The 22,616-nt window shown below is 61.2% G+C and carries 22 protein-coding genes; 10 read left to right on the top strand and 12 right to left on the bottom strand.

Annotation, left to right across the window (positions count from 1 at the left end):
* Positions 1 to 119: 119 nt before the first annotated feature.
* The 3 genes from YH3_RS04850 to YH3_RS04840 all read right to left on the bottom strand — a co-directional run bounded on the left by YH3_RS04850 (position 120) and on the right by YH3_RS04840 (position 3,419).
* Positions 120 to 1,808: an NAD(P)/FAD-dependent oxidoreductase gene (locus YH3_RS04850; RefSeq protein WP_007727084.1), complete on the bottom strand. Its 1,689-nt coding sequence runs from the start codon at positions 1,806 to 1,808 to the stop codon at positions 120 to 122.
* Complete coding sequence (locus YH3_RS04845) at positions 1,805 to 2,650, bottom strand: carbon-nitrogen hydrolase family protein (RefSeq protein ID WP_063315099.1); 846 nt, start codon at positions 2,648 to 2,650, stop codon at positions 1,805 to 1,807. Before YH3_RS04845 ends, YH3_RS04850 begins: the two co-directional genes overlap by 4 nt.
* Positions 2,651 to 2,783: 133 nt before the next feature.
* On the bottom strand, positions 2,784 to 3,419 hold the full coding sequence (locus YH3_RS04840) for a helix-turn-helix domain-containing protein (RefSeq protein ID WP_082920573.1): 636 nt from the start codon (positions 3,417 to 3,419) through the stop codon (positions 2,784 to 2,786).
* A 146-nt stretch (positions 3,420 to 3,565) separates the two neighbouring features.
* Between YH3_RS04840 and speB the strand changes: the two genes are divergently transcribed.
* Positions 3,566 to 4,522 carry an agmatinase gene (speB, locus tag YH3_RS04835; RefSeq protein ID WP_003941134.1) on the top strand — a complete coding sequence of 319 codons (957 nt, stop codon included), beginning with the start codon at positions 3,566 to 3,568 and terminating at the stop codon, positions 4,520 to 4,522.
* On the opposite strand, the gene YH3_RS04830 is transcribed toward speB, so the two are convergent.
* Positions 4,486 to 5,160 carry a bifunctional 2-polyprenyl-6-hydroxyphenol methylase/3-demethylubiquinol 3-O-methyltransferase UbiG gene (locus YH3_RS04830; RefSeq protein ID WP_007727092.1) on the bottom strand — a complete coding sequence of 225 codons (675 nt, stop codon included), beginning with the start codon at positions 5,158 to 5,160 and terminating at the stop codon, positions 4,486 to 4,488. The genes speB and YH3_RS04830 overlap by 37 nt on opposite strands.
* 98 nt (positions 5,161 to 5,258) lie before the next feature.
* On the opposite strand from YH3_RS04830, the gene YH3_RS04825 reads away from it, so the two are divergent.
* Both YH3_RS04825 and YH3_RS04820 read left to right on the top strand, forming a co-directional pair.
* A complete protein-coding gene (locus YH3_RS04825; RefSeq protein ID WP_233272504.1) occupies positions 5,259 to 5,705 on the top strand; it encodes a hypothetical protein in 447 nt (148 codons plus the stop codon).
* Between the two features lie 163 nt (positions 5,706 to 5,868).
* Complete coding sequence (locus YH3_RS04820) at positions 5,869 to 7,470, top strand: ABC transporter substrate-binding protein (RefSeq protein ID WP_020906034.1); 1,602 nt, start codon at positions 5,869 to 5,871, stop codon at positions 7,468 to 7,470.
* A gap of 41 nt (positions 7,471 to 7,511) precedes the next feature.
* Here YH3_RS04820 and YH3_RS04815 read toward each other — a convergent pair whose 3' ends face one another.
* The 3 genes from YH3_RS04815 to YH3_RS04805 form a co-directional block, all read right to left on the bottom strand.
* Positions 7,512 to 7,916, bottom strand: a complete 405-nt coding sequence (locus YH3_RS04815) for a 6-carboxytetrahydropterin synthase (RefSeq protein WP_064443051.1) — start codon at positions 7,914 to 7,916, stop codon at positions 7,512 to 7,514.
* 7 nt (positions 7,917 to 7,923) lie between these two features.
* Positions 7,924 to 8,301 carry a metal-sensitive transcriptional regulator gene (locus YH3_RS04810; protein ID WP_064443050.1) on the bottom strand — a complete coding sequence of 126 codons (378 nt, stop codon included), beginning with the start codon at positions 8,299 to 8,301 and terminating at the stop codon, positions 7,924 to 7,926.
* 198 nt (positions 8,302 to 8,499) lie between these two features.
* A complete protein-coding gene (locus YH3_RS04805; RefSeq protein WP_218960286.1) occupies positions 8,500 to 9,246 on the bottom strand; it encodes a hypothetical protein in 747 nt (248 codons plus the stop codon).
* Positions 9,247 to 9,557: 311 nt separating this feature from the next.
* Here YH3_RS04805 and YH3_RS04800 point away from each other — a divergent pair, with 311 nt between their 5' ends.
* The 4 genes from YH3_RS04800 (at position 9,558) to YH3_RS04780 (ending at position 14,484) form a co-directional block, all read left to right on the top strand.
* A complete protein-coding gene (locus YH3_RS04800) occupies positions 9,558 to 10,988 on the top strand; it encodes an MFS transporter (protein ID WP_029537467.1) in 1,431 nt (476 codons plus the stop codon).
* Positions 10,989 to 11,061: 73 nt separating this feature from the next.
* The gene (locus YH3_RS04795) at positions 11,062 to 11,589 is read left to right on the top strand and encodes a carboxymuconolactone decarboxylase family protein (protein WP_020906029.1); all 528 of its coding nucleotides are present in this window, start codon (positions 11,062 to 11,064) and stop codon (positions 11,587 to 11,589) included.
* Positions 11,573 to 12,895, top strand: a complete 1,323-nt coding sequence (locus YH3_RS04790) for an MFS transporter (protein ID WP_064443048.1) — start codon at positions 11,573 to 11,575, stop codon at positions 12,893 to 12,895. Before YH3_RS04795 ends, YH3_RS04790 begins: the two co-directional genes overlap by 17 nt.
* A 629-nt stretch (positions 12,896 to 13,524) precedes the next feature.
* Positions 13,525 to 14,484, top strand: a complete 960-nt coding sequence (locus tag YH3_RS04780; RefSeq protein ID WP_064443047.1) for a DMT family transporter — start codon at positions 13,525 to 13,527, stop codon at positions 14,482 to 14,484.
* Here the strand turns inward: YH3_RS04780 and YH3_RS04775 are convergent.
* A complete protein-coding gene (locus YH3_RS04775) occupies positions 14,474 to 15,148 on the bottom strand; it encodes a TetR/AcrR family transcriptional regulator (protein ID WP_007727120.1) in 675 nt (224 codons plus the stop codon). The genes YH3_RS04780 and YH3_RS04775 overlap by 11 nt on opposite strands.
* Before the next feature lie 158 nt (positions 15,149 to 15,306).
* Here YH3_RS04775 and YH3_RS04770 point away from each other — a divergent pair, with 158 nt between their 5' ends.
* Positions 15,307 to 16,809: an MFS transporter gene (locus tag YH3_RS04770; protein ID WP_058227979.1), complete on the top strand. Its 1,503-nt coding sequence runs from the start codon at positions 15,307 to 15,309 to the stop codon at positions 16,807 to 16,809.
* A gap of 354 nt (positions 16,810 to 17,163) precedes the next feature.
* Here the strand turns inward: YH3_RS04770 and YH3_RS04765 are convergent, their stop codons facing one another.
* Both YH3_RS04765 and YH3_RS04760 read right to left on the bottom strand, forming a co-directional pair.
* Positions 17,164 to 18,771, bottom strand: a complete 1,608-nt coding sequence (locus YH3_RS04765; protein ID WP_042450529.1) for an ABC transporter substrate-binding protein — start codon at positions 18,769 to 18,771, stop codon at positions 17,164 to 17,166.
* A 134-nt stretch (positions 18,772 to 18,905) separates the two neighbouring features.
* Complete coding sequence (locus tag YH3_RS04760) at positions 18,906 to 19,484, bottom strand: CGNR zinc finger domain-containing protein (protein ID WP_050655927.1); 579 nt, start codon at positions 19,482 to 19,484, stop codon at positions 18,906 to 18,908.
* A gap of 63 nt (positions 19,485 to 19,547) precedes the next feature.
* On the opposite strand from YH3_RS04760, the gene YH3_RS04755 reads away from it, so the two are divergent.
* Positions 19,548 to 19,925 carry a hypothetical protein gene (locus YH3_RS04755; protein ID WP_050655926.1) on the top strand — a complete coding sequence of 126 codons (378 nt, stop codon included), beginning with the start codon at positions 19,548 to 19,550 and terminating at the stop codon, positions 19,923 to 19,925.
* A 93-nt stretch (positions 19,926 to 20,018) separates the two neighbouring features.
* Positions 20,019 to 20,363, top strand: coding sequence for a hypothetical protein (locus YH3_RS04750; protein ID WP_042922749.1), 345 nt, complete (start codon positions 20,019 to 20,021; stop codon positions 20,361 to 20,363).
* Here the strand turns inward: YH3_RS04750 and YH3_RS04745 are convergent, their stop codons facing one another.
* Both YH3_RS04745 and YH3_RS04740 read right to left on the bottom strand, forming a co-directional pair.
* Positions 20,364 to 21,575: a saccharopine dehydrogenase family protein gene (locus tag YH3_RS04745; protein ID WP_058227980.1), complete on the bottom strand. Its 1,212-nt coding sequence runs from the start codon at positions 21,573 to 21,575 to the stop codon at positions 20,364 to 20,366.
* Positions 21,568 to 22,566 carry a S9 family peptidase gene (locus tag YH3_RS04740; RefSeq protein WP_007727133.1) on the bottom strand — a complete coding sequence of 333 codons (999 nt, stop codon included), beginning with the start codon at positions 22,564 to 22,566 and terminating at the stop codon, positions 21,568 to 21,570. The genes YH3_RS04745 and YH3_RS04740 overlap by 8 nt, the downstream gene beginning before the upstream one ends.
* Positions 22,567 to 22,616: the final 50 nt, after the last annotated feature.

Below are 22,616 nucleotides of genomic sequence, written 5' to 3'. Positions count from 1 at the left end.
CTCCTGGAAATTATTGGATCCGAACACTTTCCAGTGTTGCGTGGATCACCGGAAAGAGGTCGTGCCCGATAGGAGTACCAACCCCCATCGGGCACGACATTTCGGCAGTTGCGGTGAGCTCAGTCGCCCAACCTGATCGGAGCAAGCTCCTCGAACACGTCGCCGGGTCCGGGATTCTCGGCAGGCGCAGCGCCGCCGAGATGGTTGACGACGCCCCATACCGCGTTGATCGCGGTCTGGATCGCGCCCTCAGCCCAGCCGGCGGTCCACGACACGTCGTCACCGGCGAGGAAGATTCCCCGATGACGCGGTTCGAGATCATTCTGCACGAAGTGGGAGAACAGGCGCTCCTGGTAGCGGTAGTGCCCCGGAAGGTTCGCCTTGAATGCGCCCATGAAGTCGCGCTCGGTTTCCCACGACAGCGTCACCGGGCTCGAGATGATGTGGCTGCGGAAGTCAACGCCGGGGTAAATCTCTTCGAGAGAGCGCAGCATGATGTTCATGCGCTCGGTGGCGTCGAGCGCCAGCAGCTTCAGCGAATCGTCCGACCAGGTGTACGACAAGCAGATCAGGCCTGGCTTGCCCTCGCCTTGATCCAGCAGGTAGGTGCCGCGACTCATACGGTCGGTCAGTGTCATCGACACCGAATCACGGCCGGTCACGGGGTCCTTGTCCTTCCAGAACGGGCGGTCGACGAGAACGAACACCTTGGTCGAACCCATGTAGTGAGTTCGCTCGATCGCAGTCCAGTGGTCGATCGGGAACAGATCGTCGTCACACCTGATATTGTTCAGCAGCATCCAACTCTGCACTGTCACAACGGCACTCGCATACGTGCGAATGAAACCTTCGGAGTCGGTGACCGTGATGTTGCCGGGCTCGGTACGCCGGAGTTCGGTGACGCGGGGACGCGTCTCACCGTCGTTGAGCGAAGCGACCGTAGTACCGGCAGGCCAATGCGCCATGTGCGCCGGGGCGCGGTTCCACAACCGCATCGGCAGCTGCTGCGATCCACCGACGATGCCGCGGTGGTCGTCGTCGGCGGCCGTGATGACCACACGAAGGATTTCGAGGATCGAATTGGGGTAGTCGGTATCCCAACCGCCCGTACCGAATCCGACCTGTCCGAACACTTCCCGCATGTGGAAGGACTTGAAGTGCTTCGACGCGGCGAGGAATCCGTAGAACGTCTGGTCGTCGTAGCGCACCACGAGGTCGTTCCAGATCCGCTTGATTTCTGCGGTGTCGCGGTCACGAATGGCCTGCTGCAACGGAATCAGATCGGCATGCTCTTCGAGAGTGCGCTGCCAGGCCTGCGCCACCTCGGTGTAGATCGGCGGCAGATCCTCGAGAGTGTGCGCGTAGTGGCTCTCACCCTTGAGATCGATGACCGTGCTCGGTGTGACCTCGGCAAGGGGATTGGGGAACTCTTCGGTCTGCAGACCCAGTTCGTTCAGGTAATGGAACAACGTCGTCGACGACGGTGGGAAACGCATTGCGCCCATCTCGGCGACAACCCCGGGGTGCCCGTCGAACTCGACCGACCGCATCCGGCCGCCGATCTGATCGGCTTCGTAGACAATCGGTTTGAGACCGATCTTGAGCAACTCGTAGGCCGCGATCATGCCGGAGAGTCCGCCACCGATCACGGCAACCTCGGTACCCAGTGCCAGGTCGGGCACCGAGCCGAGTCCCGCCGGACTGGAAACGTAGTCGTCGTACGGGAACGGAAAATCCGGTCCGAACATCGTGAGGGGCGGCTGCTTGCCGGGTTCCGAGGAACTGTCCGGAGCTACTGGGATGGTCATCTACGGTTCTCCTTGGAGACAGTCGTGACAGGAAGGTCTGGATACAGATCGAGGCGTCGATCGTCGAGATGTGTATTGAGAGTGCGCGATTGCGCGACGGTGGCGGCGGCGATGTCCGCGAAGAGCAATTCCTGGTCGCCGCCGGCCCTCGCCAACTCGGCACCGTCGGGCGCGATGGCGCACGAGAGACCGCAGTAGGTCAGCTCGGTTTCGGCGCCGCAGCGATTGACGTAGGTGACAAACATCTGACTCTCGTATGCGCGGGCCGGAACCACTTGCTGCGCAATGTGTTCGTACGGAGTCATCAACCCTGTCGGCACGATGAGCCATTCGGTACCGGAGTCGGCATGGGCCCGAACCGCTTCCGGAAATTCCACGTCGTAGCAGATCAACAATCCGCAGCGGATGCCCTCGAAATCGAACCCGACCACCAGGGTCTCACCTGGCCGAAAGTGCTCACGGTCGAGCGTGCCGAACAGATGCGTCTTGCGGTAGTGCGCAAGCGAAGTGCCATCGCGGTCCACCACCTGCACGCTGTTGTAGACGTCTCCCCCGTCGAGTTCGGGGTAGCCGTAGACGACTGCGATGCCTGCACTTCGAGCAATCTCGGCGACGGAATCGAAGATAGGGCCGTCGGCCGGCTCCGCGCGTAGCGACACCAGTTCACCGATGTCGTAGCCGGTTGCGGACATCTCCGGCGTCAGCAGGATCTTCGCACCGGATGCCGCAGCCTCGCGGGCAGCAGTGTCGATTGCAGCGAGATTGAACTCCACCGACGCAAAGGTGTCCGGGGTGGTGAGCGGACCTTGGAACAGGCCAACTCGAACTGAATCGACATGCATGGTGCGCTCCTTCAGGAGTTCCGTGACGCCAATTTTCGACGGTGTGTGTGACGGGGACAACTACCAGGGTGACGGGTGCCGCCAATCATGTCAACTCTTGTTTCCTAAGAATCAACATTCACGGATTCGAGTCTCACGAAGACGACGCGCGGGGCCCTTCCGGCAATGCCGGATTCAAGACCCACAGAACCTTCGCCAGAACCGAGCCTTCGGCCTGAAAACTATGGTTGTGCGTCGGCGTGAATGTGAAGGAATCGCCCGCCGCAAGTACGACGTCTTCGGCATCGACGGCCTCACCGTTCGGATCCGTCCGACCGCCCTCGAACGAGACCCGCAAGCCGCCCTCGAGCACGTGCACGAAGTTCACGTCGATCGGCAGACTGTAGAACTCCCGACCACTTCCGCCGCCTGGTTCCAGCTCGCCCAGCAGCACCTGAATTCGACGCTCGTTGGTAGGCGTGAGCAGGTACTCCGTCATCTTTTCGCCACCGAAGCTGATTTGCGGCATGGCGTCGGCGCGGACCACTTCACCGGCGGACGCATTCTCGAACAGGGATCCGACAGGGATCTCGAGCACCGCGCACACCTTGATCAGGGTCGCCACCGACGCGTTGACGTGATCGCGCTCGAGTTTCGAGAGATACCCCTTGGTCACACCACAGGCCTCGGCCAGGTCGTCGAGGGTCAACCGCTTCGATTGACGTGCCGCCTTGAGCCTCGCCCCGATGCGCGGTCCGATCGGCTCGACCGCTTCCTTCGCCTTGGCCACTGAACCCACTCCTTCACGACCGCCGTGTCCCTTTCAGGAAACAGGGGTTGACAACCGAGCCTTTTGAAGAAACCATACTTGCTCAGAGAGCTACATCACTGAAGGGCGCCCGGTGTGCGCCGAATCGAGAGCAGGGACCTCTGCACATGGCTACCAACAACCCCGGATCGTTCATCGGACCCGTCGACGCCACGCGCGTCCCCCGCTACGCCGAGCCGACCACCTTTGCGCGTCTCCCGCGCCTGGACGAGGTCTCGCGCGCCGACGTGACAATCCTCGGCATCCCCTTCGATTCGGGTGTCAGCTACCGCCCCGGTGCCCGGTTCGGTCCGGGGCACATCCGCGCTGCGTCGAAGCTGCTGCGTCCGTACAACCCAGCGCTGAAGGTCTCGCCCTTCGCCAACCAGCAGGTAGCCGATTTCGGCGACATCGGCGTCAACCCCTTCGACATCCAGGAAGCTCTCACGACGGTTCAGTCCGCCGTCACCGACCTGCGCGCCGACGGTTCCTCCGTGCTCACGCTCGGCGGCGATCACACCATCGCACTGCCGATCCTGCGTTCACTGGCCCGCGATCACGGCCCGATCGCCGTCCTGCACTTCGACGCTCATCTCGACACCTGGGACACCTACTTCGGTCAGCCTTTCACCCACGGCACCCCCTTCCGCCGCGCCAGCGAAGAGGGCCTGATCGACATGGAGCGTTCGCAGCACATCGGCATCCGTGGACCGCTCTACAGCGAGAAGGACCTCGAAGACGACCGCGTCCTCGGCTTCCAGGTGATCCGCAGTGACGACTACGAGGTCGACGGTGTCGCCAGCATCGTCGAGCGCATGCGTAAGCGCCTCGACGGTGGCCCGGTGTACGTCTCCGTCGACATCGACGTACTCGATCCCGCCCACGCTCCGGGCACCGGAACACCCGAAGCGGGCGGCATGACCTCTCGCGAATTGTTGAACACACTGCGTGGGTTGGTGGGACTCAACGTGGTCGGCGCCGACATCGTCGAGGTAGCGCCGGCGTACGACCACGCCGAGATCACCGGTATCGCAGCGGCCCACGTCGCTTACGAGTTGCTGTCGGTGCTCGCACTCAATCGCTGAAGCAGCACAACGGTATCCGTCGTGTGATGCATCTCGGGGTTCGCGGGAAGATCACGTTCCCGCGACTCCGAGACCAACACCTTCCAACCATCGGTGAACAGCGACTCCACGTATTCGGGTGTATGGAGCATGGCCCGATGGTGCTCGGTCGGCGACTCGTGAGGTGAGTGGCCCACGATCAGCAAATGCCCGCCGGGCGCGACCAGATCTCCGAGAGCACGGAACAATTCCCCGCGCGCGGGTTCGAGCATATGGAAGAACTGCGCGGACACCAGATCGAACGAGCGCCCCTGCGGATCCCACTTCGTCAGGTCGGCTTCCAGCCATTCGATGTCGACGCCCTCGCCCTCGACGTGAGCCTGGGCGCGGCCGAGCGCAACCGACGAGATGTCGGTGCCGGTGACCTTCCACCCGCGACGCGCCAACCACAAAGCGTCGGCACCTTCGCCGCAACCGACGTCGAGTGCCGTGCCCGGTTCCAGGTCGGAGGCTTCGGCAATCAACTGTGGGTTGGGATTTCCGCTCCAGCGCGCGGGGCGTTCCTCGTACAGCGAGTTCCAGAACTGTGCGTCCGCCTTGGCGTACGGATTCTCGGTGGTATCGGAGTTTTCGTGGTGATTGTGGTGTTCGTGGCTCATGCACCCAGGATGAACGACCCTCCACAACTCACGCAACCATCTTTGCTGAAACAGCAACTTCTCCATTTCGACGCCCTGCTAACGTCACGTCGTGGCCGGTGGATTTCCCGTGTTTCGTCTCTACTGCAGCTCAGCGGGCCCATACGTTTTGTTGTGCGCATTTCCCCGAGTTCACCGGTTCGAACTCGGACGAAGAGTTCAGCGTCCAGCAGAGCTTCGACCGCGCAGTCGAGAAGATTCTGCGCGATGCATCCTTCGAACCGACTACCTTGACTTTGGTCGGCGAGCAGCAGGGCTATCCCGTCGGAGACCGACTGTTCGATACGACAGTTCCGCGTACCGGAACCGTCTCGTACGCGTTCCAAGAAGCCGGACCGCCGTGGATCGTTCTCGGCCTTGATGTTTCGGCGGACGAATTCTGGTCCGAAATCGACGACGACGCAGACCTCCACGGTCTCGGCCCCACCTCCCCGTTGAGGTCAGTTCCAGGAACCGTGCTCACGGAGACCGGGTGGCCACGACGAAGTGACCTCGACTCCCCGTGAACTGAACCAGAACTCCAACCTTCGTGAAATCGAACAAAAATCCGCCCGATTTTCGTGAGGATCGACCGAGATGCCCGTCACGTCCTGCGCCAAGATTTAGCGGTCACACTCGACTGCGCCCTCACGATTCACTCCCGGGCCCCGGCTCCTTCACGGAGGCACAATGAAACACCGCTCCTATTCGACGCTTGCCGCGACCGCGGGGCTCGCGCTCGTATTGTCGGCTTGCAGCTCGGGAGGCACGTCCTCGGGCTCCGGCGGCGGTGAGCCTCTGACTGACGGAACCTTCCGGTACGCGTTGCAAGGCGATCCGGGTGCACTCAACCCGATCATGTCCGGCTCTGCGGCAACCGCGGAAATTTCGAAGCTGGCGTACGACTCCCTGGTCTACCAGGATCCTGAAACCAGTGAATTCAAACCATGGTTGGCCGAGAAGTGGGAAGAAACGCCGACCTCCGCGTCCTTCACCATTCGTGAAGGCGTGACCTGTACCGACGGGTCGACGCTGACTGCACAGACCGTCGCGAACAACATCAACTTCGTAGCCGATCCAGCCAAGGGTTCACAACAACGCGGCACCACAGTTCCCATCGGCGCTTCGGCCACTGCCGATCTCGCCACCCGCACCATCACGGTAACCACTCCGGCGCCGACCCCGTTCCTCCTCCTCACCATCAGTCGCCTCCCGATCATGTGCGATGCCGGTCTCGAAGATCCGACCGCCTCGAACAACAAGTCGCTGGGCTCCGGCATGTTCGAAGTCACCGAAGTCTCGGCCAATGACCACTACACGTTCGAGCGTCGTGACGGTTACAGCTGGGGGCCCGACGACACCACCTCCGACACACCGGGTGTCCCCAAGACAGTCATTGCTGTCATGGCACCCAATGTCAGCACCGCAGCAAACCAGCTTCTCTCAGGCGAACTGAGCGCATCTCCGATCGCCGGTCCGGACAAGGATCGCATCGATGCCGCCAATTTCGACTCGGTCCAGCGCCCACTTCCCGCCGGTCAGATGTACTTCAATCAGATTGCGGACAATCCGACCAGTGATCCCGCCGTTCGAAAAGCTCTCGTCCAGGCTGTCAATCTCGACGATCTCGCTGAAGTCATCACTGGCGGCCAGGGCACCCGTGCAACAAGTCTTGTCTCCGTCGAGCCCCGAGCCTGTGTGTACGACTCTGTCGCAGGCAACATTCCGGACTTCGACCTCAGCGCAGCAAAGGCAACACTGGACGCTGCAGGTTGGATCGCCGGCTCCGACGGCAAACGAAGCAAGGACGGAAAGCCGCTGACCCTCCGCCTCTTCTACGCTGCCGGCGAAGATGCGCGCAGCGCGGCAGCCGAGCTCACCCAGTCGGCATGGTCCGACCTCGGTGCGACCGTCGAGGTGACAGGAGCCGACCAGACCAAGGTTGTCGACGTCATGCTCAGTGGCAAGGACAACAACCAGTGGGACATCGCGTGGATCCAGATCAACAATTCGGTTCCCAGCGGGTTCGTCCCGTTCTTCTCCGGTCCTGCTCCGGCAGCAGGTAAGAACTTCTCTTCGATCAACAACCCCGCCTACGAAGCAGCCGTTGCCAAGGCATCCGGCTTGACCGGCGAAGAAGCGTGCGCGGAGTGGGCAGACGCCGAGTCACAGATCACCAAAACGGTGTCCGCAGTCCCGTTTGCAGATACGGTCTTGAGCTTCTACTTCAACAAGGCCGGACTCGCATTCGGTAAGACCTTCATCGGTTCTGCGTTGCGCCTCTACCAGTAGGCCGGTCGACCGAACGCGGTGCGTCAACAAGATACGTCAGATCATTGTGATCTGACGTATCTTGTTGCCACACCGATCGTCTCGTTGTCGAGTTCGACGTAGGTCAGCTGAGGAATGCTGGACGCAAGTTCACTGAAAGCCCACTTCGCGACATTCTCGAATGACGGACGGAAATCGAAAATCTCCGGCCAGGCACCGCTCGCCAATTGCTCGGCACATCGATCGACGGACTCGTCCAGAGCGTCCGTGTCGACAAACCATCCACGTTCTCCGAGTTGGTCGTCCTCGAACGAGAACGCCACTCGCATCGTCACGCGAAATCCCTCGGCAGGCATCAGCGGCGGCAAGTTCTTCGCGTCCCGCACCGGTGCCGGAAGCCCCTGCCTCACAGCGAATGTACGACGGATCTCGATACTGAACATGCGCACCAAGGTATCAACATTCATCACAATTCTATGAGCGGACCAATCGCGCAATCGCGTCGTTTGCTTCTTTGATCTTCGCGTCCGCCTCGGGCCCACCGGCAACAGCGGCTTTGACGACGCAGTGGCCGATGTGGTCCTCGAGCAGGCCCATGGCCACCGCCTGGAGGCCCTTGGTCATCGCCGACACCTGCGTCAGGATGTCGATACAGTACTTGTCCTCGTCGACCATGCGCTGCAGGCCGCGAGCTTGACCTTCAATGCGACGCAGACGCGCCAGGTAGTCGCCCTTGGCGGTGATGTAGCCGTGCGAATCTCCCGTGCAGCACACATCGCCGGTCGCATCACTGCTTTGGACACTGTTTGGAGCGCCGCTTGGCGCACTGCCAACTTCTGTCGCTTCCGACATTCGATGTCCTCCTGTTCGTCAACGCGTGACTTCGCAACAATTCTCGTTACCGGTGCGATGTGCGGATACTCTTCGACTTCCCTTGTCTTGCAGAGCAATCACTGTGCACATCGCCACGCACTTCGCTACTGCGCGAACAGATGGGTGCATGGCGATTGCCCATGCCCGTTTTCCCGTTGCTGCGAAACTCATTCGGTTTCAGTGCCCGTGGTGCGCGTGGCTCGAGTGTTCGGCCCCAGACGTGGTCGCATTGTCGGCCGTCAGCGTGAATTCCGCCGTACGCACCACTCCGCCGTGCTTGAAGTCCAAAAACAACCGGTAATCCTCGGCGCTCGGCATGTTGGCGTAGAAGGTGATTGCCGGTCCGGCCGGCGTGACACCGTCACCGGGGTAGCCGTCCGGATGGACATGGAGATAGGCGAGGTCGGAGGCACGCAACGCGACCAGATGCCCGTATGCGGCAAGGTAGGGCTGCAAGTCTGTGACCGGGATTCCGTCACGACTGACCGAGAGCGTGAGCTTCGATGTCTGGCCGGCATGGGCCGCGCCTTCGAGGGAGACGGTATAGCCGTCGACCGTCGTGGCGGCAGTAGCGGCGGGCAACGGCCGAGGATCGTAGGATCCGGCGACGCGCACATCCGCACTGAGCGTGATTCCGTCACCACCGTCCGGAGTGAAATCAGCGAATACTCGATAGTCTCCCGCATGATCGAAATCGACTGACACATGCCAGTTTCCGTTCTCGTCCAATTCGGGATGCACGTGCTGGAATCCGGTCAGGTCCAGACCGACCACGATCAGATGCAACTGCTTGTCGTGGGTGTCCGTGTACCGGATCAACGGAGTTCCAACCGGATCCAGGATCCGGAACTGCAAGGGGACATGGTTGCCGACGGCCGCCTCCGACGTTGCCAATTCCAGTGTGTAGCCGTTGTCGCTGAACATCTTGCCCTCCAAAGTTTGGGTCGGCAGCACTTTCGTTGCCGTCTGCGTCAGGTTCTGCACTCCTTGACATCGAACCTGTTGCAATTTGTACCATACCCCCCTAGGGTATGCAACGAACTACTCGAACACCCTGAATTCACTCGAAGGAGATCCGATGCGCATCTACGCAGAGCGCCGGCCGAATGAGTTCCAAGAGCAGCATTTCCCCGTGCACCCCAACGAAGCGCTGCGCCGATGTCACCCAGGCCCGCTTACGACACCCCTTGACCACACAAGCATCACCTATACCCCGTACAGGTAAGGAACTCAGAATGTCCACACAACCGAAATCCACCCGTAAGTGGTGGGCGTTGGCGTTGATCGCCGCCGCTCAGTTCATGGTCATCATGGACACCTCCATCATCGGCGTCGCTCTCCCCCAGATGCAGAGCGATCTCGGCTTTTCCCAAGAAGGCCTGACCTGGGTCTTCAATGCGTACGTCATCGCGTTCGGCGGGCTACTCCTCCTCGGCGGCCGCCTGTCCGACCTGTTCGGCGCCCGCAGAGTGTTCTCCGCTGGTTGGCTGATCCTGCTGATCGGTTCCGTTGTCGCCGGTGCCGCCGGTAACGTCGCCGTCGAACTTGCGGGCCGTGCAGTCCAGGGCGCAGGCGCCGCACTCATCGCGCCCTCCGCGCTCACCTTGCTGATGATGCTGTTCGGCAGCACACAAAAGGAAATGACCAAGGCGCTGTCCATCTACGGCGCTGCCGCTCCGGCCGGCGGTACGGCCGGCGTGTTCCTCGGCGGCGTCATCACCGAATACACCAGCTGGCCTTGGGTGTTCTATCTCAACATTCCCATCGCTGTCATCGCACTGATCGCTACTCCCCTCCTGATGCCGAACGCACCGGCACGTACCGGGTCGATCGACTTCCTCGGCGCACTCGCTGTCACCGCAGGTCTTGCTGTCGGAGTCTTCGGCATCGTCAGAGCACCTGATGTCGGATGGGGATCCGGGCAGACATGGCTGGCGCTCGCCGTTTCGGCCGCTCTGTTGGGTGCATTCGTATTGATCCAGTCGAAGCGTCGGGAACCTCTGGTGCGTCTGGGAATCTTCAAGGCGCCCAACCTCGGTGCCGCGAACATCGCTCAGCTCGTGCTCGGCGCCGCCTGGATACCGATGTGGTTCTTCCTGAACCTGTACCTGCAGCAAGTGCTCGGATACAGCGCCTTCCCGGCCGGTGCGGCGCTGCTGCCGATGACGATCTTCGTCATGCTCGGCATGGTCGTCGTGGCACCACGGGCCATGGCGCGCTTCGGCGCAAAAGCAATGATCGTAGCCGGATTGCTGGTACTGGGAATCGGTTTGGGTTGGATGTCGTTGATCCGGCCCACCGGCAACTTCTGGGTCGACGTACTGCCGGCGTCGCTCGTGGCTGCGGCAGGTATGACGCTGGCGTTCATTCCCTCACTCGGTACGGCGATTTCGGCTGCACGCCCGGAAGAGGGCGGATTGGCTTCCGGCATCGTCAACGTCAGTTACCAGGTCGGCTCGGCTGTCGGCCTCGCGGTGATGACCGCGATCGCAGCAGTGTTCGGCGCTGATCAACTCGGTGACCTGACGGAGTTGACGAACGGTTTCTCCGCCGTGTTCCTCGGAGCAGCCGCCATCGCAGTGGTTGGCGCAGCAATCACCGCGGTCGTGATGCGGTCGACCAAGGTCGACGATCCTCGAACCGTTCAATCCACCGTCAATTCTTGACCAACTCCAGTGGTGGGTTCGGCCGGCTGTCACCAGCCGAACCCACCACCGGCGGAACCACTTAGGACTCGTTATGTCGCGCCTTGCTTCTCTCACGCCCACCACCGCTGTCGGTGCATCGAAAGACCTTCTCGCCGAACTCGTGAACCGTCACGGACAGGTCGGTGACATGGTCGCGGCGATGGCTCATTCGCCCGCTGTGCTGGGCGGCTATCTGCAACTCAGCCGAGCAATGAAGCGAGCGAAACTGAGCCGCAAGATCACCGAGCGAATCTCTATCGCTGTGCAGGTCCAGCAAGGTTGCGCTGTTTGCCTCGAAGCCCACGTGGCCGCCGCACACGCCAACGGCGTCGAGGCGGACGAGATCGAGCGTGCCCGCGCGGGCACCTCGGCCGATCCCGCCATCGCGGCAATGATCGACCTCGGACTTCGCGTCTATCGGGAGCCTGCCTCGATTTCAGACGAACACATCACGGGCCTTCGAGCGCACGGCTACGGTGATCGCGAGATCGCCGACGTAGTCGGAATCGTCGCCCTCAATGTCCTGACCGGAGCTTTCAATCTTGTCGCGGGAGTGAAACCAAATGAACCGGATCGCTAAGTCCGCACCGGAACGGAACATCCTGCGTCTGTTCTTGATTCGCGACTATCGCCTGCTCTTCAGCGCCCAGATCATCGCGCTGTTCGGCACCGGGTTGGCGACGGTTGCGCTAGGTCTACTCGCCTACGAACTCGCCGGACCGAGCGCCGGAGCCGTGCTGGCCACCGCGCTGACGATCAAGATGTCCCTGTACGTCGTGATCGCTCCACTCGCGGCGGCGTACGTAGACCGGTTGCCGAGACGGGCTTTCCTCGTTGCCCTCGACGCCATTCGCGCAGCGGTCGTGATCGCATTGCCCTTCGTCAGCGAGATCTGGCACATCTACGTGCTGGTAGGTGTTCTCCAAGCTGCATCGGCAGCGTTCACTCCCACGTTCCAAGCGGTCATCCCTGACATCGTGACCGACGAGGCCGATTTCACCCGCGCACTGTCGGCTTCGCAGGTCGCTTACACGATGGAAAGCCTGCTCAGCCCTGTTCTTGCCGCAGTCGCACTGTCCTTCATGACATTCAACCTGTTGTTCGTCGCCACCTCCGTGGGCTTTGCGGTCTCGGCACTGCTCGTGCTGGCCACCCGAATCCCCAACGCTCGTCGGAGTACTCACCGCAAGGCGTGGGATCGGATCGCGTCGGGGGTGCGAATCTTCGTGACCACACCGCGACTGCGCGGCATCATGGCACTCAATCTCGTGGTGGCAGCAGCCGGATCGATCGTGGTGGTCAACACCGTCAACTACGTCCGCGACGAGCTCGGTGGAACCCAATCCGACGTGGCGTGGATGCTTGCCGCGTCAGGCACCGGCACGTTGGTGACCGCGCTTCTTCTTCCACGCGTTCTCGACAGAACCGCTGAACGTACTGTGATGACAGCAGGTTCCGTTGTCCTGGTCGTCAGCGCCGGCGCGGCAGCGGCCCTCGCCGTGGCCGGTGTATTCATTTGGATGCTCACTGCCGCAGTGTGGGCGCTCGTCGGCGCCGGGATGGCCATGATCGTCACTCCGACCGGAAAAGTACTTCGGCGCTCCGTCGAACCCGCAGGTATACCGGAGGTATTCGCAGCCCAGTTCTCCCTGTCACACCTCGCCTGGCTTGTCACCTATCCGATCGCCGGATGGGTTGGTTCGAGCGCGGGATTTGCGGTCACCTGGAGCATCCTTGCAGCGCTTGCTGCAGTGGGAACCGTTGCAGGATTTGCACTTTGGCCTCGGGAGACGGTTGCTGAATTGCCCGTACAGGCGACGTACGAAACCACCCGAGGCGAATGCACCTTGGCGGCTACCCAGTGCGCGTGCGCTCGCGCCGTCTGATGTCGACGGCCCGACTGCCCCCGACAGGGCTACAACGAAAGTGGTGGTGCAGCCATCGCCTGCACCACCACTTTTCGCTCAGCTCACGTCGGCATACTTCCTGGGATTTGCGTCGAACCGAGGACCACATCCCTTGCAGCAGAACCAGTACCGATTTCCTTCGAAGTCACGAAACAGGCCTTCCGCTTCGGCACGTGCCTTTTCGATCACACTGCCGGGCATGACCCGACATTCGACGAGTTCACTACTGCCAGCGTTGAGTAGGTCTTTACCACCGGTCGGCATCGCCGAACCGACAGCGCCGACATCGCCTTTGGCGTCAGACTTCGGGGTGTTGCCACAGCCACAACTGCTCATTGGGATTCCTGTTCTTTTGCGGGACGGATGTGGCCCGCAAGCGAGCCCGATACAACCGCCAGTATACCCCCTATAGGTATATTTTACTGAGCCTGAGGGTGCGTTCAGTTGACATCTCGCCGTATAAACCGTTGCGGGATAGGGAATATACCGTCGCTGGATCCCCGCTCGCCTGCAGCATCACGACACAGTCAACCTTATACCTACTGGGGGTATAGGGTAGGTCTGGCATCAACCAGCCATGTCCGCGAGGTCGTCGACGAAGAGGAGCAATGAAGAACTGGAAAGCAATCGGCAGCAGCCGATTCGCCGTAGTTGGAGCTTTGCTGTTGGTCGGCATGCTCTGGGGAAGCTCGTTCCCCCTGGTTGCTGTGGCAGCACCAACTCTCGGCGCCGTCGGCACGACGCACGGCCGCTTCATTGTTGCAGCGTTGGTTCTCGCGCTGATAACTGCTTCCAGCAGATCGACCTGGCGCGCGGTCGGTCATCGGTTTCCTGCATTCCTACTGCTGGCTGCCCTCAACGTCGCTGGGCCCCTGACGCTTGTCGCAACTGCGATCGTCGGCCTCAACTCGTCGACGGCGTCGATCCTGAACGCCACGACTCCGATGTTCACCGTATTCGTCGCCGCTTTCTGGCTTCGACAAAAGATCACCTGGCGAAAACTCTCGGGGGTCGCGATCGGCATCGTCGGCGTCTCGGTGCTTGTCGGCGGAATTCCGTCAGCGATCGACAGTCGCGCAATGCTGGCCATTGGCGCATCTTTGACCGCGGCGCTGCTGTACGCAGTCGGAGGTGTCTACGCACGAAAGTCGTTCCAGGACACTCCACCCCTGACGCTGGCCCTCGGCCAACAACTTGCCGCGGTCGCCCTCTTGGTGCCGGTGTCCGCCGTCGCTCCCCCTCCGGGGCCCATAACCGTCGGCCCACTCATCGCCGTGGTAGCCCTGGGGCTGGGGGCTACCGCCGGTGGCTACCTGGTCTACTTCTGGATAATTCGTCAGGCGGGTCCAGTCGCGGCATCGGCCGTCACTCTTCTCGTTCCGATTTCGGCATCAGCCATCGGAGTGCTGTGGTTGAATGAGCCTGTTACCTTCGCGCTCGTTGGCGGTCTTGTCATCATTCTTGCCGGAGTCGGCTTGCTCCTGGATCTTCCGCCGATGCGAGATCCATTGCGCAGGGTTGCCCCGGACCGGGCGGCTAGCGCGGACAAACGGCCGGTCAGCGGCTGATCGGAGCCGTCCAAAGTCCGACCAGCGCGTCGACGAGGTCGGTAGTGAAGTCCTCCCATGACGTGACCGCGTCCGGCCCCTCTTCGGCAAGCGTGCGCTCACGTTCGGCGAACATGTGCACGATCGCATTGCGTCCGATGTCCGCGCGGGCGCGTCGAACACTCATCGGCATGTCGGCCAGACAGTCAGAGAGTCCCCGAAGCGTCTCCTGCAGGGTGGGCGAGGCCAGTACCTCGTCGTAGACGATTTTCCGCAGGACCGGGTCGGTGAGAATCTGTGCACTGAACCGCGCGTACCAAGTCGGGCCACCCATTTCGGCGTAGTGATCGGTCGACGCCCGAACCAGACACGAAATCCAGTCACGAACGTTTGTGGACCCTTCGATCTCACACAGCAGTTCGCCACGCTTCTTCTCGACCTGCTGGGAATGCTTGTTCACGATCGCGCGGACCAGATCGGTCTTGGTCCCGAAGTGGTATCCGACGGCTGCATTGTTGCCCTGACCTGCCGCCTCGCTCACCTGACGGTTCGAAACCGCGAAGACTCCATGTTCTGCGAACAACTGCTCGGCGACGGCGAGAATGCGGTCTCGGGTTGCAGCAGAGCGCGCGGAATTTGCGGCGCCGCCGACATCGGCCGACGCGTCCTCAGTCCTCGTAGTCATGGACACCATCATCCTCGACCATCCGAAGCTGCTCGGCACCGGAGATATTCGTCACGATCGGAGACACAGCCTTCCGTTAAGTCAGTCAATTGATTTAACTTTAGTTCAAGCAACTGACTTAAACCATTATTCGTTCTTCCTCCGATGGAGTTACCGCAATGTCGTCAACCACTTCACCACCACCGACAACGCCGCCACAGACAACGAAGTCGCCAGCCACCACCGCAGTGGTGGCTGTTCTGGCGTTTTCCGGCATCGTCGTCTCGCTCATGCAGACGCTGGTGATCCCGATCATCCCGCATCTGCCCGAGTACCTGAACGCGCCGGCGTCCGATACCGCGTGGGCTGTGACCGCCACGCTGCTCGCAGCTGCCGTCGCCGTCCCGACCATGGGCCGCTTGGGCGACATGTTCGGCAAACGGCGTCTACTCCTGATCAGCATGGCGCTGTTGGTCACCGGTTCGGTGGTCGGAGCCCTCAGTTCGAGCGTTATCCCCCTCGTTGCCGGCCGAATCCTGCAAGGCCTTGCTGCCGGCGTCATTCCGCTGGGTATCAGTGTGATGCGCGATGTACTTCCGCCCAAGAAGCTCGCCGGCGCTGTTGCGATGATGAGCGCTTCGCTGGGAGTCGGTGGCGCTCTGGGGCTTCCGATCGCGGCTTTGATCGCCGAGTACGCCGACTGGCACGTCTTGTTCTGGGCGTCAGCCGTGCTCGGCGCTCTTGCGGCCGTTCTTGTTGTCGTCCTGGTCCCCGAATCGACGGTTCGCACAGGTGGCACGTTCGACTTCGGTGGGGCAATCTCGCTCTCAGCCGCCCTCATCGCTCTACTACTGGCCATTTCCAAGGGTGGCGACTGGGGTTGGACGAGCACGCTCACGCTTTCCCTGTTCGGCGCCGCGATCCTGATATTCGGATTCTGGGCTTGGTGGGAACTACGCACCCCCAAGCCGCTGGTGGATCTACGCGTATCCATCCGCCGCCAGGTGCTCTTCACCAACCTCGCATCGATCGTGTTCGGATTCGCGATGTTCGCCGCCAGCATGGTCTTTCCCCAGGTAGTCCAGTTGCCTGAAGTCACTGGTTACGGCCTAGGCGGTTCGATGCTCACCGCAGGTCTGGTCATGGCTCCCTCCGGCATCATCATGATGCTGATCTCTCCGCTGTCCTCACGCATCACCAATTCGCACGGCCCCAAGGTGACGCTCATGCTCGGCGCCGTTGTCGTCGCAATCGGTTACGGCATCGGCATTTTCGCCATGCACTCGATTTGGGAACTGATCGTGATCGCAGTGATCATCGGCGCCGGTACCGGTATGGCTTACGGCGCGATGCCCGCTCTCATCATGGGGGCTGTTCCTCCGTCCGAGACCGGTGCAGCCAACAGCTTCAACACCCTGATGCGCTCCCTCGGTACATCATTCGCCAGCGCCATCGCGGGTGTCGTCATCGCCCAGATGACCATGTCCATCGGTGGGGCAACGCTGCCGTCGGAGAACGCTTTCCGCGTCGTCATGGCCCTCGCTGCCGGATCCGCCGTCGTCGCACTCGTCCTGGCCGGTTTCCTCCCTCGGTTCAACAGCTCCAACTCCCGCAAGGAGATTGGTAGCCAGCACACCGATACGTCCCCGACCTCCTCGAAGGAATCCGTTCCGACACACTGAGCCAGCGCGCAATACACACTGCGCTGTACACACAGCCCGGCCCCGGCGGAGTCCAACTCCGTCGGGGCCGACGCGTTTCACACATTTTGCTGTTGATACACCTGCGGACGACAGTTTCGTGACATGCTCCGTTGAGATGGGTGCTCGTTCGATACTCGGGGAAAGGATGCCGCGATCGCCGCTCCTCGTGCTGACGTAGCCCTTGCTGTCGCCGCCGCTGCCGTCCTGGGCATAGGCGTCGGTGTCCTTCTTGCCGATGTCGTCGCCGGCCTGGCTGCAGGTGCGGGTGCTGCAGTGGTATTTCGGTTTGCTCTTCGGATGATCAATACCCGAAAGTGAGCGCTGCCGAGGGTCCTACTTCAGGACACGGATCGCCGAGCCCGGAAGGATTCCGCTCGATGGCGGATAGATCGACGTTGCCCCGTTGAAGAACATGTGAGCGGGAGTCGTGGATACCGGCAGCAGGTCGACGTCCTTGAACAATGCCCGCTCACTTTCCTCCCAGACCTTGCAGGACTCGTCACCGGGAAGAAGCGAAGCCTCAGTGGACAATTCGATGTACTTCTTGTTGTCGAGGGAAGCGAAGTTCACTCCTTCAGGCTTCGGTGGGCCGGTGAAGTACTTCGCAAAGATACTCGGCGTATCACTCCCCAGCGTCAAACCGATGGAAACGTCCCACGACGACAGGTCGGTGGTGCTGAATGTGTTGGCGATGACAAAACTGTAGTCGCCGCCGGTCAGTTTCACTCTCGCGCCCAGTCCTTCCCACTGTGTTGCCACGTATTCCGCGGCGGCAGAGTTCGTATCGCGTGAGTTGTTGAAAATCACGTTGAGGGCAAGCGGTCGACCGTCCTTCGTCAGGATGCCGTCGGGCCCCGCCTTCCAACCTGCGTCGGACAGCGTTTTCTTTGCTGCATCGACGTCGAAATCGGGGATCGTCCCTTCGACACTGTTGTAGTCGCAGGCAAGGGGTTCCGAAACCGCGAGGGCGCGTGCGCGGGTTCCTTTACCGCCGGTGGTGATCTCGGTGTAGTCGTCCAGGTCTACTGCCTGCACGAGGGCCTGCCGTACAGCACGGTCTGCCGTGGGTAGGGCCGCGAAATGATTGAAGATGAACTCGCCGGACAACGTGGTGTAGGTCTTCGAATCCAGACCCGCGGCCAAGACTCGTTCTTCGTCCGAACCGGTGACCGCTGCGGCATTCACTCCGCCGGTGAGAACAAGATTCGCCGTCGTACTGGGATCGGTGACAATCTTGATCGTCACTGTCTTCGGCACTCCGAGAGTGTCTGAAGTGGTCTCGCCGTTCGGACTCCAGGTGTAACCGTCGCGGCGTTCCATCGTGATGTGATCGTTGGGAACAACTTCGGTGACCTTGAACAGACCCGTTCCGTTACTACTGGAACGGATACTGGCCGGGTCTTCGAGCGTCGCAGCGCACGGAAGCCGCAACGCGCCGATCCGAGAGAGCAGGAAGGGCGCTGGCTCGGCGGTAGTCACCGTCAGTTCGTCACCGTCCGCTGAGGCCGAAGTCGACATCGGCACAGTGGATCCGCGTAGCGGTGAAGCGTTTTCAGGATCCATGACCCAGTTGATGTCATCGGCCGCGGTCTGTGCGGTGAAGGAAGTGCCGTCGGCACAAGTGATGCCCTTCTTGAGCACGAACTTCAGCGTGTTCCCTTCTTCACTCCAGCTCTCCGCCAGATAGGGACGCACAGTGCGTGTTTGCGCGTCGATGTCGATCAACGAATCGTACGAGTACGCGTTCACGATCTGAGTCGACGTAAGGTTGGTGATCAGAGGGTGCAGATTTCCGGGATCGGCGTTGATGACAGTCGTGAAACTGCCGTCCTTTGCATACTCACCGACTGAACCTTCGGGACTGGATGCGCCGCCACACCCGGCCAGGGTGAAAACGCCAACGCTGATAACTGCTGTCGCGGAGACAGAACGGGCTTTCATACGAGCCGCCATCTACTAGGAGTTGCCATGGCGACAATCGTGCGGGATTGACGTGGTCTGTATCTCGTTGAAGTTCCCCATACAGTCGGCCGTACTCTGTTCGATTGTCACTATCGACCGGGCAAGCGCAGACGCTAAGTACGACGCTGCCGTTGACGGTGATTCGCGACGTTGATTCGGTTGCCGCACAACGCCGGCATGCAGTATCGGCGTCGCCCTCCCCTGCTCGTATCGACAAACACCCCGTTGCACGTCGGCGATGCGCATGGACGGAATCGTTCGTACCCCAATGTGCGCAGAGTCCCCAGCAACGAGTATCCGATCAACAACGTGAGTTCACCCGCGAGATCGATTGTGTTGTCCGGTACTGCATTCCACCGATAGCCGTTCTGGGAATCTGGCGTAAGTCGAACGTGATGCGGGACGGCCTGGAGAAGTTGATGAGTGCGATCGACTAGTTCGCCGGCAGTCGGAGCATCGAGAACCGAACGAATTTCCTCTCTGAGCCCCTGAACGTCCGCAAGTTCACCGCTGGTCGGCCCGCGTCCGTTGGTGAGCGCATCCGGCGAGAGTCCATGTTCGTCCAGTAGATCGTGAAGCGTCTGGGAGTCTGGCAACGCGTCACCAGCCTCCACCCACACTCGGGGTGAGGTGTTGACCAGGTCCGTCGCAAACGACGCACCGGATACGTAATCGTCTAAAACTACTTGCATCCCTTACCTCCCTGCTTTACCGTAATTGAATAACCTAACTTTACACCTTACGGAGGCGGCGGGATGGAACACTGCGCAGACCACGGACTGCCCGAGATACTCCTCGACACCCACAACCGATTACGCCGCGCCGGCACCGTGGCGTCGGGGACACCCGTCGTTGCAGCCGATCTCTACTGGTCGATCGGAGCGCTCGCCCAATGCCTGACCGCGATGGACGAGGTCATTTCACAACTGGGAATCAACGCCCGAAAGCAGTTGCGAGCTGGAAAGTTCGATGTCGAGAGCGGACCGTTCGAAGGACAACCCGACGCTGCCCTGCTCACCGCAGTTCTTGCGCTCGCCCGAGCATCGAGCAGTTGTGAACCAGTTCAGACGGCAATCGGCAATGCCCAGATCGCGGTGAGCGATCTCGTCGTCTCAAGGCCCACCAGCGCTTGACGCCCGCGCTCGCAGCCTGTCCCAATAGAGACTGTATGGTTGGTTTTCAGGCAGCCATCGAGAGCATCGACCAGCAGGAACCGGGTTATCACTGTGAGTGCAGGAACATCGACAATCTACGAGGACCGAACCGTCCGGATCGACGATCAGGGCGTCACGATCCGCCACTACTACTTCCCGTTTGTCAGCAAGTTCGTCCCGTACTCGCAGATCGAATCCGTCGACCTCGGAGTCATGTCATGGCTGAGCGGACGCCTACGAATCTGGGGAACAACAGATTTCAGCTCGTGGTACAGCCTGGATCTTTCACGCCCGTGGAAGGAGACCGCGGTGGTACTCACTCTCGCCGGCCACGGATCGCCTTCGTTCAGCCCCAAGGACGCCGATCGCGTCGAGACCGAAATCCGCAGTCGCATCGGATCACACGCCGCGAACTGACTAGCGGAACTCGGATTCGACGGTGACGATCTCACTCCAGTCGGTTCGATCGAACAACCGCGCCAGCGCAGTGAACAGAACTTCCGGGTCGACGACGCTCTCGGGTGAGTGCACACCGATCCGATCCGAAATCGTTCCGTCGGCGAGCCGGGACACCACCTGAGCAAGGCCGAGCGCCAAGGGGATTCCGGTTGCACCGGCCATGTCCGACAGCAACTCCGACACCGGTGAATCGTCTGCAATCCGGGCCACGACGCGCATCGCTCTTCCGTCGAACATTCCTGTCGCCGAGGCGAAGAACAACGGCAGGGATCCGTGGCCGGCGCGCGTGAGCATTCGAGGCGCAGCACGGATCATCCGTCCGAGCGAAGGCTTGCCCAATTCTTCGGCGGCCGAGTCGAGATCGATTCTCCCCTTGTCGATGTCGGCGCGGAGAACGTCGAGAAACGCCACGGTTTCCGGTGTGATGACCATCAGATTTGCCGAATGCCCCGCAGGATTGATGGTCCGATGAAACATCACCGGCTCCGGATGCCCGACCACGTAAGCGTTCCCCCGACGTCCGCCGGGCAGTTCGAGTGCGATGGAACGCAACGGTTCTTCGTTGACGATTCGCCCCGCACGAACCACCGGAACCTGGCCGCTGATCTGTTGCATCCAGTGAACGGCGGCTGCACTCAATGTGTCCACCGACTCGTCCTCGCCCTCGACATCAACCGGCCAGGCTGTATACAGATCGTCGACCACGTCCAATCGCGAGACTGCCATCGCGGCCAGGAGGTTACTCATCCCGGGACTTGCGCCCATGCCGACTACCGCACAGATTCCGGCTCCCCTCGCGGCACAGTCCAATTCCAGCATGTCGACGGCCGGCTCCCAGTCGTCGCAGATGTCGAGATAGTGAGTCCCGGTCCCGATCGCTGCCTGGAGAATGCCGACGCCGAAACGGAAAAACGGTCCGACCGTATTGACGACCACGTCTGCGCCGTCAAGCAATTCACGTAGCGTGCGACCGTCCGTGACGTCGATGCTGCGCGCCTCGACTTCCGCTGACGCCTGCGCCAGTTCAACTGAAAGACGCTTCGCAGCATCGATATCGCGATCCGCGACTACTACCTTGCCGATTCCCGGCAATGTTGCGGCCAGACGAACTGCTGCCGAGCCCATGGCACCGGCACCACCCAGTGCGACAACCGTGATTCCGTCAGCCATGAATTCCCTCCAAAAATGCAGTCTGATCCGCTAGATAGCCGGGAGCGAAGATCGAACGGGGAGCAAGGACGGCCACCAGAGCGGACCTCACTTCCGAGTCTTCGAGATCCTTGTCCACGATCGAATGCGTAGCGTCGGGGTACTTCTTGACCACCAATTTCCCTGGAGTGTCCAACAATTCGCGATACACCCTTTCGGTATCAGCCACGTCGACGTTGACGTCTTGTCCGCCGATGATCAAGAGCACCGGAACCTTCACGGTTTCGAGATCGGCTCGCGCATCCGAGAGGTAGTTCTTTCGGATGAAGTTCCACCGGTCTTCGGTGAGACCGTCGGCCTCGCCGGAGGCCACGAGATCGTCGAACGATGCATCACGGGCCAACTGATCCAAGTTCTTCGCACGATCGACCCGCGCTTTCTCGAACTCGTCGGCCGACGCATTTCTCTCGGAAAGTTCGGCTAGGGTATTGAATTCGCCTTGTTGGAGCCAGTTGATCGCGGGACCCACGGCAATGACGAACGCTACGTCCGGGTCGAGGTTCACCACCTTGGGCATCACCCACCCTGCCTGGCTTGCACCCCACAGACCGATCCGAGACGGATCGATATCCGAACGTCCCCGCGCCCACTCGATTGCCGCTTCCGTTTCTGCCGCGCGATCGTCCATGCTCTGGTCGAGCCAATTGCCCGGTGCCCCATTCACCCCCGGCTTGTCCCAGGAGAGTGACGCGTACCCCGCCTTTGCGAACGCCTCCCACACCGGTCGATAGAACGTCTCATGTGTTGCATCGACCGGGCCGTCTCCGTGGACGAAAACCACGAGCCCGAAGGGACCGTCACCGTGTTCGGGCAGTGCAAGGACTCCCTGGAGCGGCACCGATCCCCCGGTGATCGTCACTTTTTCCTCACGGATGTCATAGGTGTTCTGGTACAGCGTCCAGCCCACCAGAGTCGCGATCAGAACAACGACCACCGCCAGGGAAGTAACCATCCACCTGCGTAAACGAGGCTTACTCTTGCCCTCGCTCATCGATTCCGCTG

It is taken from the genome of Rhodococcus sp. YH3-3 (assembly GCF_001653035.1).
Classification (GTDB): Bacteria; Actinomycetota; Actinomycetes; order Mycobacteriales; family Mycobacteriaceae; genus Rhodococcus_F; species Rhodococcus_F qingshengii.
The sequence above is the reverse complement of the archived record's forward strand: the minus strand, read 5'-3'. Positions and strand labels throughout refer to the sequence as shown.